Origin of the sequence: Streptomyces sp. SID13666 (assembly GCF_010548325.1) — a bacterium.
Classification (GTDB): Bacteria; Actinomycetota; Actinomycetes; order Streptomycetales; family Streptomycetaceae; genus Actinacidiphila; species Actinacidiphila fildesensis.
The window spans coordinates 1-13,422 of record NZ_JAAGLX010000087.1; the positions used below are offsets into that span (position 1 = coordinate 1).

Below are 13,422 nucleotides of genomic sequence, written 5' to 3' on the forward strand. Positions count from 1 at the left end.
CGGCGCGCCGGCCTGACCGCCGCAGCCCGCACCGGCCTTCGGCGCTCCGCCCGGAGCCCCGCAGCCCGCACCGGCGTTCGGCGCTCCCGCCGCCGGGCAGGGGTTCACGCCGCCCCCGGGCAACCCGTCGATCCACCAGCAGCAGACCATGATCGCGCCGCTGGTCACTCCGCCGCAGGCGCCCGGCCAGCCGCAGTTCGGCCAGGTACCGCCGCCGCAGCCGCCCCCCGGACAGGTGCCCGGCCAGCAGTTCGGCCAGCCGCCCGGCCCGCCGCAGTACGGGCAGCCTCAGTTCGGCCAGCCGCCGGGCCAGCCGCAGTTCGGCCAGGTACCGGGCCAGCCGGCACCGTACGGCCAGCCGCAGGCGGGCCAGCCGGCCGGCGGGATCTCCGGCGCCATGCAGAAGTTCCGTGAGACGCCCACCGGCCAGCGGTGGACGCAGCAGAACAACAAGATGATGCGGGCCGACCTCTCGCAGGCCGGCGGCCAGCCGGTGCTCGCCCGCCAGGGCAGCATGGTTCTGTACCAGGGCAAGGTCGAATACAGCTACAAGGGTGCCGGGTTCGCCGGCCGGATCGTCGGCGGTGCCACCGGCCAGGAGATGCAGCTGATGCGCTGCACCGGCCAGGGCCAGGTCTTCTTCGCGGAGAACGGCGCCCACCTGCACCCGATCGAACTCCAGGGCGATGCCATCTGCGTCTCCTCGGAGAACGTGCTCGCCTTCGACGAGAGCCTGCAGTACGAGGTGCGCAGGATCGAGGGCCACGGCATCCCCGGCGGCGCGCTGTTCACGATGCAGTTCCAGGGCACCGGAACGATCATCGTCAAGACCCATGGCACCCCCGTGGTGCTGCCCGTCACCCCGACCACGTACGCGGACTGCAATGCGATCGTCGCCTGGTCGGCGGCCTCCCAGGTGATCATCTCCAGCCAGGTCCGGCTGCGGAGGAACGCCTACCCCGGCCACAGCGGAGAGACCGTGAACCTCCAGTTCCGCGGCGCTCCCGGCAACTTCATCGTCGTCCAGCCCTACGAGGTGTGACCCGCAATGGACCAGCAGATGATCGCGGGCTACGCACCGACCCCGGTGTCCGCCCGGATGGAGACCCACGGCTCGGCGATGCTCAAGGTCGCCATGCAGACCGGCCAGGACCTGTTCGCCCGTACCGGCTCGATGGTCGCGTACGAGGGCTTCGTCCAGTACGAGCCCAATCCGCCGGCCGTCCGGCAGATGGCCTCGCAGTGGCTCACCGGTGAGGGCGCCCCGTTGATGAAGTGCACCGGCGACGGCCTGCTCTATCTGGCCGACTACGGCGCCGACGTGGTGTGCGTCAATCTCAACAACGAGTCCCTGTCGGTCAACGGCACCAACCTGCTCGCCTTCGACGCGCACCTCCAGTGGGGCGTCGAGCGGGTCAAGGGGCTCGCCAAGTTCGCCGGCCAGGGCCTGTTCAACGTGGGGGTGAAGGGCACCGGCTGGGTCGCCATCACCTCCCGCGGCACACCGATCGTCGTCGACTGCGGAAGCGGCGCCGACGAGACCTACGTCGACCCGGACGCACTCGTCGCCTGGTCGTCGGGGCTCAAGATGAAGGCCAAGCGCAGCTTCAAGGCGTCCTCCCTGATCGGGCGGGGCAGCGGCGAGGCGTTCCAGATCGCGTTCTCCGGCCAGGGCTTCGTGGTGGTACAGCCCAGCGAGGACAGCACAGACCGCCTCCGGGCACGGGGCTGAGGGGGAGCGACCGATATGCAGAGCCCGCTTTTCGCGAACACCGAGGTCCAGTCGAACGACCTCTACGCACTCCAGAATCCGTACCTGTTGCGGGTCAAGCTGGAGGGCAACTCCGGCCGTGACTGTCTCGCCCGCAAGGGCGCGATGGTCGCCTACCAGGGCATGATCGAATTCGACGGCGAGTACCAGTCACGCAACCAGGGCGGCGCGCGCATGGCCACCGGCGAGGGCCTGGACCTGATGCGCTGCTCCGGGCAGGGCACGGTCTACCTCGCCAACCTGGCCCAGCACATCCACGTCGTGGACGTCGACCATGACGGCCTCACCGTGGACAGCGCCTATGTGCTCGCCCTCGACTCCGGGCTGCACTGGGACGTGATCGCCGTGGACAGCCAGTTCGGCCTGTCCGGCACCGGCGCCTACAACCTGAACATCTCGGGCCAGGGCAAGGTCGCGCTGATGACCTCGGGCAAGCCGCTGCTGATGCCGGTGACCCCGGACAAGTACGTCTCCTGCGACGCCGACGCGGTGGTCGCCTGGTCCTCCTCGCTGCGGGTCCAGATGCAGGCGCAGACCAGCAGTTCCTCGGTCTACCGCCGGCGCGGCAACACCGGAGAGGGCTGGGAGCTCAACTTCGTGGGCCAGGGATATGTCCTGGTGCAGCCCAGCGAGCTGATGCCGCCGCAGAACGCGGAGATCGGCCAGGGCCTGCGGGCCCAGTTCGGGGTGGGCCAGGCGGGCGCCCACGCCCAGAACCTGGGCAACATCTGGACCAACAACCGCTGATCCTGCCGTACGTACGGGCCGTGCCCGCGCGCCGCCTCAGAGCAGCGCGCGGGTACGGGCCAGCAGTGTCTCCACCGAACCGTCGGCGACCGAGCCGACCTCGTCGTAGCCGTACCAGCGCAGGTCCAGCGACTCCTCGCTGATCGCCTCGACCGCGCCGGCCGGCGCGACCGCCGCGTACTGCACATCCAGATGCCAGGCGCAGGGCGTGGAGTGCCGGTCCAGGTTCACCGGCTCAGGACGCAGCAGCGTCAGCCCGGGAATGCCGGACTCCTCGGTGGCCTCACGCAGCGCGGCGGCCGCCAGAGTGGCGTCCTCCGGCTCGCAGTGGCCGCCCATCTGGAGCCACATCTTCAGCTTCTTGTGCAGCGTCAGCAGCACCCGCCCGGTCACCGGGTCCACCACCAGCGCGCTGGCGGTGATGTGCCCCGGCTGCGAGGCCTTCCACATGCCGTCGGGACTGCTGTCGAGATGGTCGAGGTACTCCAGCCGCAGCTGTTCCTGACCGGCGTCCGGCGCGTCCCAGTCCTTCAGGACGCGCACCGCGTCCGCGTGCAGACTCACTTGCCCTCGTCGTCCTTGGTCTCGTCGGAAGCGCCGGGACCGTCGTCCGACTTCTTCGGCTCGTCCTTGGTCAGCCGCTTCTCGGCGGCCTCGCCGAGCATCTTGTCGAGCTCGGAGAAGTCGGCGGACTCGCGGTGCACGAAGCCGTCCGGGTCGTCCAGGTCCTCCGCGGTGGGCAGCATGTCCGGGTGCTCCCACAGGCCGTCGCGGCCGTCGACACCGCGGGCGTCGGTCAGCGAGGCCCACAGCCGGGAGGCGTCCCGCAGTCGGCGCGGGCGCAGCTCCAGACCGATGAGCGTCGCGAACGTCTGCTCGGCGGGGCCACCGGTCGCCCGGCGGCGGCGCAGCGTCTCGCGCAGCGCGGCGGCGGACGGCAGATGCGGCGCGGCGGCGGCGTGCACGACCGCGTCCACCCAGCCCTCGACGAGCGCGAGCGCCGTCTCCAGCCGGGCCAGGGCGGCCTTCTGCTCGGGGGTGTCCTCGGGCTGGAACATGCCCTGCGCCAGCGCTTCCTGCATGGCCTCGGGGTTCGACGGGTCGAGCTGGCCGACCGCGTCCTCCAGCTTCGCCGTGTCGACCTTGATGCCCCGTGCGTAACCCTCGACGGCGCCGAACAGATGCGCCCGCAGCCACGGCACATGGGCGAAGAGCCGCTGATGGGCGGCCTCGCGCAGCGCCAGGTACAGCCGCACCTCCTCCTGCGGGACGCCGAGGCCCTCACCGAAGGCCGCGATGTTCGCGGGGAGCAGCGCGGCCTTGCCGGCCGGGCCGAGCGGGAGGCTGACGTCGGTGGAGCCGACCACCTCGCCCGCCAGGGTGCCCAGCGCCTGGCCGATCTGGCTGCCGAACATCGCTCCGCCCATGGAGCGCATCATGCCGAGCAGCGGCCCGGACATGGCCTGCATCTCCTCGGGGAGCACATCGCCCATGGCGGCGCCGACCCGCTCCGCGACCGGGTCCACCAGTTCCTTCCACGCCGGCAGGGTCGCCTCGACCCACTCGGCGCGGCTCCACGCCACAGCGCTGCCCGAGCCGGAGGGCAGCGACGTCGCCCCGTCCAGCCACAGGTCGGCCAGCCGGATGGCCTCGGAGACCCAGGAGCGCTCGGCCGGGCCGACGCTCGCGTCCTTGACGCCGTCCGCGGTGCCCTGCGCGACGGTCTGGCGCGCGATGTCCTTGGCCATGTCCCAGTTCACCGGGCCGCCCTCGTACGAGAGCATCTGGCCGAGCTGCTGGAAGGCGGCACCGAGATCATTGGGGTTCAGGGAGCCGAACATCGCGGCGAAGGGGTTGTCCCCGCCGGCGCCACCGAACGGGTTCACGCCACCGAAACCGAAGGGATTGTCGGCAGGCCCCTGCCCCGGCCGGTCGCCGCCCTGGTTCTTGCCCTCGTCCCCGTCCTCGGGCTCCTCGGGAGGGACGCCGAATCCGAATGGGTGGTCGCTCACGGGTTTCCTCGGCTCTATGTGTTGGGGCTGTGTCTTGTGGGCTGTACCTCCAGCCTAGACACCAGTCAGGCAGGATGGCTGCGTACCAAGTGCGCACCTCGTACCAGAAACAACCGTGGGAGACACCCGGTGAGTTCCCCAGAAGCACACGTTCGCCCAGAGCGGAGCCCGTCCAAGGCCCCCGCGGGCCCTGTGGTGGCGATCACCGGTGCGGCGTCCGGCCTCGGCCGTCTGCTCGCGCTGCGTCTCGTCGAGTCCGACGAGGTCAAGAAGGTCGTCGCGATCGACGAACGCCGCGGGGACGTGCCCGGAGCGACCTGGCGGGTGCTCGACGTACGCGACCCCGCCATCGCCGAGAAACTGCGCGGCGTCGACGTCGTCGTCCATCTGGGTCTCGACCTCGATCTGGAGTCCGACCCCAAGGCGCGTACCGCCTTCAACGTGCGGGGCACCCAGACGGTGCTCACCGCGGCGGCCGCCGCCGGGGTGCGCCGTGCGGTGCTGTGCACCTCGGCGATGGTCTACGGCGCCCAGGCCGACAACGACGTGCCGCTCGCGGAGGACGCCCCGCTGCGCGCCACCGCCGAGGCCAGCTTCGTCGACGACCTGCTGGAGATCGAACGGCTGGGCCGCCGCGCGCCGCGCGCCCACCCTGGGCTGAACGTCACGATCCTGCGTCCCGCCGTGCTGGTCGGTGGCACGGACACCGCGCTGACCAGGTATTTCGAGTCGCCCCGGCTCCTGGTGGTGGCGGGCAGCCGGCCCTGCTGGCAGTTCTGCCACGTCGAGGACCTGGTGTCGGCACTGGAGTACGCGGTGCTGGAGAAGGTCGACGGGGAGATGGCCGTCGGCTGTGACGGCTGGCTGGAGCAGGAGGAGGTCGAGGAGCTGTCGGGCATCCGCCGGATGGAGCTGCCGCCGGCCATCGCCTTCGGTGCCGCCTCCCGCCTGCACCGCCTCGGCCTCACCCCGTCCCCGGCCGGCGACCTGGCGTACACGATGCACCCGTGGGTGGTCAGCGGCAGCCGGCTGCACGAGGCGGGCTGGCGCCCCCAGTGGACCAACGAGGAGGTGCTGGCCCAGCTCCTGGAGGAGGTCGCGGGCCGGAACTCCGTCGCGGGCCGCCGGCTGGGCCGCAAGGACGCCACCACCCTGGGCGCGGCAGGCGCCACGGTCGCCCTGGTGGGCACGGCCGCGCTGGTGCGCCGGGCCCGCAAGCGGCGCGGAATCTAGGTCGTACACGGCTCCGGTAGGGCTCCCGCTACGGCTCCGGGAAGCGCCGCCACCCCCGGCGGACCAACCACCGGAATCGAACTTCCGCATCACGGGCGGATGAGGCAGCATGTGCCGCATGGCACCGACGCACGCTGACGCGCAGAACCCGATCCGGCTCCTGGAGATCCGCGACACGCCCCTGTCCGTGGACGAGGTCTTCGCGGCCGTCGGGCACGAGGCCGCGGGGGGTACGGCGCTGTTCGTCGGGACCGTACGGGACCACGACGGCGGTTCCGGCGCCGAGGTGACGGGTCTCGGCTACTCGTCGCACCCCACCGCGGAAGCGGAGATGCGGCGGATCGCGGAGAAGATCGCGGCGGAGTTCCCGGTCCGGGCGCTCGCCGCGGTACACCGTGTGGGTGACCTCCAAGTGGGCGATTTGGCGGTCGTCGTGGCAGTCTCGTGTCCGCACCGCGGCGAGGCGTTCGAGGCCTGCCGGCGGCTGATCGACGAGCTCAAGGCCGAAGTGCCGATCTGGAAGCACCAGACCTTCGCCGACGGCCAAGAAGAGTGGGTGGGCGCGTAGCGCCGTCCCGGCAGCCTCTCCGGTTGCGTAACTCCCCACCCGCCCCGACCGTTGTCCTACTGGGTAGCTAATCTGCTCATAGGTCCATAATTGGCGTACGCGGGGTCGGGAGTCCTTCATGGCAGCGCTCGCTTGGTTGCTCATTCCGCTTGTCGCCGTGCTCGTTGCCACCGTCTGGGGCAGCTGGGCCGCGCGCACCCGGGCAACCGGGGACGGCTCCTCGCTGGCGGACTACGAGCGCTTCCGCGAGGCGATGCAGAAGTCGCATTCCGGTTAACCGGGCCGCGGAAGCCCCCGTCGCTACGGACCGGCCCAGCGGGCCGTTTGTCGGACCGGTCCCGTACATTCGTGGCATGCCACGCCGCACCGCGACGCTGATCGCCTCGACCCTGACGCTGATAGCGCTGCTGTGCGTCGCCCTGCTGACGCCGGCGCCGTACGCCGAGATGTCTCCCGGGCCGACCGTCAACACCCTCGGCGACCACGGGGGTGAACCGGTTCTGCAGATTTCCGGGCACCAGACCTATCCGACGACCGGTCATCTCAACATGACCACCGTCAGGGTGACCGGCGCCGACTACCGGATGAACCTGGTGGAGGCCGTGGTCGGCTGGATCGGCCATGACGAGAAGGTCGTCGAGCACGACACCCTCTACCCGCAGGGCCAGACCGCCGAGCAGGCCGATCAGCAGAACGCCGAGGAGTTCACCCAGTCCCAGGACAGTGCCAAGGTCTCGGCGCTCAAGAAGCTGAACATCGCGGTCTCCTCCCGCGTCATCGTGGGCGCGGTCGTCAAGGACAGCGCCTCCGAGGGCAAGCTGCACGCCGGCGACGTGATCAAGGCCGTGGACGGTACCGAGGTGAAGGAGCCGGGCGACGTCGCCAAGCTCGTCACCAAGCACCAGCCGGGCGAGAACGTCGTCTTCACCGTCATCCCGGAGGAAGCGGCCAAGAAGAAGGACGGCGCGACCAAGGAGGTCGTGGTCACCACCCGGAAGTCGGCCGACGACGGCAAGGCGCGGGCGGTCGTCGGGATCCAGGCCGGTGTCGAGCACCTCTTCCCGTTCACCATCGACATCAAGCTCGCCGATGTCGGCGGCCCGAGCGCGGGCCTGATGTTCGCCCTCGGCATCGTCGACAAGCTCACCCCGGGCGACATGACCGGCGGGAAGTTCGTGGCCGGCACCGGCACGATCGACGACAACGGCAAGGTGGGCCCGATCGGCGGTATCGGCCTCAAGACGATCGGGGCCCGCGGCCAGGGCGCGCAGTACTTCCTGACCCCGGCCGACAACTGTGCCGAGGCCGCCAAGGACATCCCCTCCGGCCTCACCCTCGTCAAGGTGAGCACGATCGACGACGCCATGTCGGCCCTGGAGAACATCAAGGCCGACAAGACGGACGCCCTGCCGAGCTGCTCGAAGAACTGACCCGCTGGGGCCTGTCCGGCCTTCGTGCGCGGCCGGACAGGTCCTGGCCGGGCGGGCCCGTCACGGACCTGCCCGGCTGCGCGCCCGTTCTCAGCTCTCGAAGGTGGCGGCCAGTGCCTCGGCCAGGCCCGGTACCAGGTCGGAGCCGGTCAGGACCTCGGTGGCGGTGTCCTTGGACCGGAGCCTGATGGCGGACTCGCGGGCACCGTTGCGCAGCACGGCCACCGTCATCCGCACCTCCTGGCGCTCCGGGTGCTCGGCGACCCACTTCGCCAGCTTGGCGTCGTTCAGCCCCTCGGGGATGGCCGCCTCCGCGGACGGCGGAAGCATCAGCCGCTCCACCGTCATGGCGCAGCCGGCGATGACGTCCGGCCAGGCGATGGTGGCGAGGAACTCGTCCAGCGCCTTGCCTTCGGGCAGCTCGTCCTGCTCGACCGGGGTCAGCGCCCCGGCGTTCTTCTCCGCGAGCCCCAGCTGATCGGCCAGGCCCGGTTCCTGTGTACGCAGGCGTGCGGTGTCGACCAGGGCGAACAGCCGCGCGGGCCGGTCCCAGCCGAGACCGGACGCATATTCGTCGATCTCCAGTACGGCACGGGTCAGCGGGCTCGCCGCGAGAGGTGCTCCATCGGTCGCAATGTTGGACATGGTCAATATCCTGCCTGTTCCCAGGCCAAAATCGGGAACCGAGTAAAGCGTGAGTAAGTTGCACCAGTGGGGGTCCGACCCGGGACGCCCGTAGACACCGAACTTTCGAGGTGCGCACCTTGGTATTCCAGATGCCGGATCGCGGCGGAGGTCCGACGGGGCCGCGGATCAGACTCGGCCGTCCGTCCCGGCGTACGCGGACGCTACTGATGACGCTTGGCGCGCTGATCGTGCTCGCCATCGCGTTCGTCATGTTCGCGGGCTTCTGGACGGACTGGCTCTGGTACCGCTCGGTCCATTATTCGTCGGTCTTCACCACCACCCTGTGGACGAAGATCGGCCTGTTCTTCACCTTCGGCCTGCTGATGGCCGCGGCCGTCGGCGTCAACATCTATCTGGCCCACCGGCTCCGGCCGCCGCTCAGCGCGATGTCGCTGGAGCAGCAGAGCCTGGACCGATACCGGATGGGTATCGCGCCCTACAAGAAGTGGGTGCTGCTCGCGGTCTGCGCCATGGTCGGCCTCATCGCGGGCGGCTCGGCGTCCGGCCAGTGGCGCACGTGGCTGCTGTACACGAACGCCACGCAGTTCGGCACGAAGGATCCGCAGTTCCACAAGGACGTGGCGTTCTACGCCTTCGACCTGCCCTGGTACCGCTTCCTGCTGAGCTTCGGCTTCGCGGCCGTGGTGCTCGGCCTGGTGGCGGCCGCGCTGGTGCACTACCTGTACGGCGGTCTGCGGATCACCTCGCCCGGCGGGCGGGCCACGGCAGCGGCCACCGGCCACCTGTCGGTGCTGCTGGGCATCTTCGTGTCGCTCAAGGCCGTCGCGTACTGGCTGGACCGGTACGGGCTCGCGGTGAAGTCGAGCGACTTCAAGGCCACCACCAGCTGGACCGGTCTGCGCTACGTGGACGCGAACGCGTATCTGCCGGCGAAGAACATCCTCTTCGCCATCGCGATCATCTGCGCGCTGCTGTTCTTCGCGACGCTGTGGCGGCGCACCTGGTCGCTGCCGATGATCGGTTTCGGTCTGATGGTGCTCTCCGCGATCCTGATCGGCGGGCTCTACCCGGCGATCGTGCAGAAGTTCCAGGTGCAGCCGAACGAGGCCGCCAAGGAAGCGCCGTACATCCAGAAGAACATCGACGCGACCCGCGAGGCCTACGGGATCGGCGGGAGCAAGGTCAGCCCGTATCCGGGGACCCCCACCACGCCGAACAAGGACATCCTGCGGGCCGACGCCAACACCACGGCGAGTGTGCGTCTGCTGGACCCGAACGTGGTCTCGCCGACCTTCCAGCAGCTGCAGCAGACCCGCGGCTACTACGCCTTCCCGTCCACGCTCGACGTCGACCGGTACACGACCGACAAGAAGGAGCAGGACACGGTCGTCGGCCTGCGCGAGCTGAACGTCAACGGCATCCCCGAGAACAACTGGATCAACGACCACTTCAAGTACACCCACGGGTACGGAATGGTCGCGGCCAAGGGGACGAACGCGCTGCCGGACGGCTCGCCGGACTTCACCGAGAAGGACCTGCCGGCCACCGGCAACCTCCCCGAGTACCAGCAGCGGATCTACTACGGCGAGCAGACCAAGCAGTACTCGATCGTCGGCGGCCCGACGAAGGAGATCGACTACACCGACAACAGCGGTGAGAAGGCCTACACCTACACCGGCAAGAGCGGCGTCGGGCTCGACAACCCGATCACGCGGGCCGCGTACGCGGTGAGCTTCGGTGAGCCGCAGATCCTGTACTCGGGGGCGATCGGCAAGGGCTCCAAGGTGCTTTACAACCGGACGCCCAAGGAGCGGGTCGAGGCCGTCGCGCCGTGGCTCACCATCGACGGCGACCCGTATCCGTCGGTCGTCGACGGCCATGTGAAGTGGATCGTGGACGCCTACACGACCACCAACGGCTATCCGTACGCCTCCCGCACCACGCTGGGTGACACCACGGCCGACTCGCTGACCGACGGCCAGCGCACGGTGCTCGCGCAGCAGAACCAGGTCAACTACATCCGCAACTCGGTCAAGGCGACCGTGGACGCGTACGACGGCACGGTCACCCTGTACCAGTGGGACGCCAAGGACCCGGTGCTGAAGACCTGGATGAAGGCCTTCCCCGGCACGGTCAAGGACAAGAGCGAGATCAGTCCTGACCTGATGGCGCACCTGCGGTACCCGCAGGACCTGTTCAAGGTGCAGCGGCAGCTGCTGACCCGCTACCACGTGACCCTCGCGTCGACGTTCTACAGCGGCAGCGAGGTGTGGCAGGTCCCGGACGACCCGGCGGCGAAGACCGGCAAGGCGGTTCCGCCGTACTACCTGAGCCTGAAGATGCCGGACCAGAACTCGCAGGCGTTCTCGCTGACGACGACGTTCACGCCCAACGGGCGCGACAACCTCAGCGCGTTCATGGCGGTCGACGCCGATGCGACGAGCAAGGACTACGGCGCGATCAGACTGCTCCAGCTGCCACCGAACACCACGGTGGACGGGCCGAAACAGGTGCAGAGCAAGCTCAACTCCGACAACAAGGTCGCGCCACAGATCAACCTGCTCAAACGCGGGGGCGATTCGACGGTCGAGTACGGCAATCTGCTCACGGTGCCGTTGAACGGTGGCCTGTTGTACGTGGAGCCGGTCTACGTCCGGGGCGCGGGCACCAACTACCCGCTGCTCAGGAAGGTTCTGGTGACCTACGGGAACCAGATCGGCTTCCAGGACACCCTTGAGGCGGCGCTGAACGAGGTGTTCAGCAGCGAAGGGACCACCCAGCCACCACCGAGTACCGGGCAGCCCACGAAGCCGACACCCGATCCGACGGTCGCCGCGGCGCTCGCGGACGCGCAGAAGGCGTTCGACGCGGGCCAGGCGGCGCTGAAGGCCGGCGACTGGGCCAAGTACGGCCAGACGCAGAAGGATCTGGCCGCCGCACTCCAGAGGGCGGCGGAAGCGGAGCAGAAGACGGCAAAGAAGGGCTGATCAGACACACCGCGCGCCGTGGTACGGTTGGGACACAACGGCGCGGGGTGGAGCAGCTCGGTAGCTCGCTGGGCTCATAACCCAGAGGTCGCAGGTTCAAATCCTGTCCCCGCTACTGCAGAAGAGGCTCGGAGTCAACAGACTCCGGGCCTCTTCACTTATTTGGGGGACGCACAGAGCTTTGCGTTTGGTAAGGCGTCAAGTCGGGAAGTCGACAAAACGCTGAAGTGACCTATTGGGTTGCGGTATACCAGGTGTACGGCGGTAACGGGTGGTGCGACGATGGACCTTATGGGGGATGGTGCAAGACTGCTGAATACTCGTCAGATCCATGATCGCGGGTCGACGGGTGACACGTCGACGTCTGCTTCCAGGCTCGTGCCGGCTGTCACCAGTCTCCTGCCGGCGCCGCGCGCCGCCGATTCGCTTCCCGTTGCCAGGACCGACAGGACCGAGCTCTCCGACCTGCCCGAGGCCTCCGAGGCCGCCGAACTCGCCGACGAGGAAAGCCTCGCGGTCCGCGAGGAGGCCGAGATCGAGGTCCGGCACCGCCGGGCCGCCGACCACGGCGACCCCGCCGCCATGAGCGCGCTGGGCACCCTGCTGCTGCGCCGCGGCGACCTGGACGGGGCCGAGCCGTATCTGCGTGCCGCGACCGCGAACGGCGACCGCGCGGCCGCCAACAACCTTGCCCTGCTGCTGCATCAGCGCGGTTACCCGGAGGAGGCGGCCAACTGGTGGCGGATCGCCGCCGTCGCGGGTTCCGCCCCGGCCGCGCACGCGCTGGGCCGGCACTACCGCGAGCGCGGCGACGAGCCCGGTGCCGAGTACTGGCTGCGCCAGGCCGCCGAGTCGGGCCACACGCTGGGCGCGTACGCCCTGGCCGATCTGCTCGACCACCGGCGGGACGTCGGCGCCGAGCGCTGGTTCCGGGTCGCCGCCGAGCACGGCCACCGCGAGGCCTCGTACCGCATCGCGCGGATCTGCGCCGAGCGCGGCGAGGAGCGTGAGGCCGAGCAGTGGTACCGGCAGGCAGCCGCGCGCCGGCACCGCCGCGCCGCGCTGCGCCTCGGCACGCTCCTGGAGGAGCGCGGCGAGACCAAGGAAGCCGGCCACTGGTACCTGACCGCGGCCCGCGACGGTGAGGCGCGCGCCGCCTGCGCGCTCGCCTTCCTGCTGCGCGACGCCGGCGATGTGGACTCCGCCGCCACCTGGTGGCGGCGCGCCGCCCAGGCGGGCGACGGCAACGCCGCCAACGCGCTCGGAGCGCTGCACGCCGAGGAGGGCGAGACGCAGACCGCCGAGCGCTGGTACCGCAGCGCCCTGGCGGCGGGCGACATCAACGGGGCGTTCAACCTCGGCCTGCTCTGCGCCGGCCAGGGCCGCACCGCGCAGGCCGAGCAGTGGTACCGCAAGGCCGCGTACGCCGGCCACCGCGAGGCCGCCAACGCGCTCGCCGTCCTGCTGCTGCAGCGCGGAGACGCGGCCGGCGCCGAACCGTGGTTCTCCAAGGCGGCCGAGGCCGGCAGCGTCGACGCCGCCTTCAACCTCGGCATCCTGCACACCAACCGGGGCGACGAGGCCGCCGCCCGTGGCTGGTACGAGCGGGCCGCCGCGGCCGGCCACACCGAGGCCGCGCTCCAGGTCGCCATCGTGCTGCTGCGCGAGGGCGACAGCCACGGCGCCGAGCGCCATCTGCGGTGCGCCGCGGGCGGCGGCAGCCCCGAGGCCGCCTTCCGGCTCGGCGCGCTGCTGGACCGGGCGGACACCGACGAGGCCGAGGTGGAGGCCGAGGAGTGGTACGGCCGCGCCGCCCGGCAGGGGCACCGGCGTGCCCAGGTGCGGCTCGGCATGTGCGCCGCCAAGCGCGGCGACGTGGTGGACGCGGCGCACTGGTACCGCGAGGCCGCCGAGGCGGGCAGCCGCAACGGCGCGTTCAACCTCGGACTGCTGCTGGCCCGCGAGGGCAGCGAGCCCGAGGCCGCCCTGTGGTGGACCCGTGCCGCTGACGCCGGCCACGGCCGCG

The 13,422-nt window shown here is 70.3% G+C and carries 10 protein-coding genes, 1 tRNA gene and 1 pseudogene; 9 read left to right on the forward strand and 3 right to left on the reverse strand.

The annotated features are described in order from the left end of the window. From G3I60_RS42825 to G3I60_RS42835, 3 genes and pseudogenes are all read left to right on the forward strand, one after another. Positions 1-1,042 (forward strand): annotated as a pseudogene (locus G3I60_RS42825) (AIM24 family protein); the annotation flags it as partial. Between the two features lie 6 nt (positions 1,043-1,048). Continuing rightward, positions 1,049-1,732, forward strand: a complete 684-nt coding sequence (locus G3I60_RS42830; RefSeq protein ID WP_138350950.1) for an AIM24 family protein — start codon at positions 1,049-1,051, stop codon at positions 1,730-1,732. A gap of 15 nt (positions 1,733-1,747) precedes the next feature. Then, entirely contained in the window at positions 1,748-2,518 is a 771-nt protein-coding gene (locus G3I60_RS42835; protein WP_138350949.1) for an AIM24 family protein, read from the forward strand. 36 nt (positions 2,519-2,554) lie between these two features. Here the strand turns inward: G3I60_RS42835 and G3I60_RS42840 are convergent, their stop codons facing one another. Both G3I60_RS42840 and G3I60_RS42845 read right to left on the reverse strand, forming a co-directional pair. Next, positions 2,555-3,082 (reverse strand): NUDIX hydrolase, encoded by a 528-nt coding sequence (locus G3I60_RS42840; protein ID WP_138350948.1) that lies wholly within the window; start codon positions 3,080-3,082, stop codon positions 2,555-2,557. After that, the gene (locus G3I60_RS42845; RefSeq protein WP_164608520.1) at positions 3,079-4,530 is read right to left on the reverse strand and encodes a zinc-dependent metalloprotease; all 1,452 of its coding nucleotides are present in this window, start codon (positions 4,528-4,530) and stop codon (positions 3,079-3,081) included. The genes G3I60_RS42840 and G3I60_RS42845 overlap by 4 nt, the downstream gene beginning before the upstream one ends. A 129-nt stretch (positions 4,531-4,659) precedes the next feature. Here G3I60_RS42845 and G3I60_RS42850 point away from each other — a divergent pair, with 129 nt between their 5' ends. From G3I60_RS42850 to G3I60_RS42860, 3 genes are all read left to right on the forward strand, one after another. Continuing rightward, a complete protein-coding gene (locus G3I60_RS42850) occupies positions 4,660-5,763 on the forward strand; it encodes an NAD-dependent epimerase/dehydratase family protein (RefSeq protein WP_138350946.1) in 1,104 nt (367 codons plus the stop codon). 109 nt (positions 5,764-5,872) lie between these two features. Beyond that, entirely contained in the window at positions 5,873-6,331 is a 459-nt protein-coding gene (locus G3I60_RS42855; RefSeq protein WP_138350945.1) for a molybdenum cofactor biosynthesis protein MoaE, read from the forward strand. A 353-nt stretch (positions 6,332-6,684) separates the two neighbouring features. Continuing rightward, positions 6,685-7,761: a PDZ domain-containing protein gene (locus G3I60_RS42860; protein ID WP_138350944.1), complete on the forward strand. Its 1,077-nt coding sequence runs from the start codon at positions 6,685-6,687 to the stop codon at positions 7,759-7,761. Between the two features lie 90 nt (positions 7,762-7,851). Here the strand turns inward: G3I60_RS42860 and G3I60_RS42865 are convergent, their stop codons facing one another. Then, a complete protein-coding gene (locus G3I60_RS42865) occupies positions 7,852-8,406 on the reverse strand; it encodes a PPA1309 family protein (RefSeq protein ID WP_203675294.1) in 555 nt (184 codons plus the stop codon). 131 nt (positions 8,407-8,537) lie between these two features. Here G3I60_RS42865 and G3I60_RS42870 point away from each other — a divergent pair, with 131 nt between their 5' ends. From G3I60_RS42870 to G3I60_RS42880, 3 genes are all read left to right on the forward strand, one after another. Next, on the forward strand, positions 8,538-11,396 hold the full coding sequence (locus G3I60_RS42870) for a UPF0182 family protein (RefSeq protein WP_164299437.1): 2,859 nt from the start codon (positions 8,538-8,540) through the stop codon (positions 11,394-11,396). A gap of 41 nt (positions 11,397-11,437) precedes the next feature. Next, positions 11,438-11,511 (forward strand) — tRNA-Met (locus G3I60_RS42875). Between the two features lie 176 nt (positions 11,512-11,687). After that, on the forward strand, positions 11,688-13,422 hold a 1,735-nt coding region (locus tag G3I60_RS42880; protein ID WP_164608521.1), incomplete at its 3' end, for a tetratricopeptide repeat protein.

Bases quoted from the DNA above. Each gene is read 5' to 3' on its own strand.
- G3I60_RS42860 (WP_138350944.1), top strand. From the start codon at position 6,685: ATGCCACGCCGCACCGCGACGCTGATCGCCTCGACCCTGACGCTGATA.
- G3I60_RS42830 (WP_138350950.1), top strand. From the start codon at position 1,049: ATGGACCAGCAGATGATCGCGGGCTACGCACCGACCCCGGTGTCCGCC.
- G3I60_RS42865 (WP_203675294.1), bottom strand. From the start codon at position 8,406: ATGTCCAACATTGCGACCGATGGAGCACCTCTCGCGGCGAGCCCGCTG.
- G3I60_RS42835 (WP_138350949.1), top strand. From the start codon at position 1,748: ATGCAGAGCCCGCTTTTCGCGAACACCGAGGTCCAGTCGAACGACCTC.
- G3I60_RS42870 (WP_164299437.1), top strand. From the start codon at position 8,538: ATGCCGGATCGCGGCGGAGGTCCGACGGGGCCGCGGATCAGACTCGGC.
- G3I60_RS42855 (WP_138350945.1), top strand. From the start codon at position 5,873: ATGTGCCGCATGGCACCGACGCACGCTGACGCGCAGAACCCGATCCGG.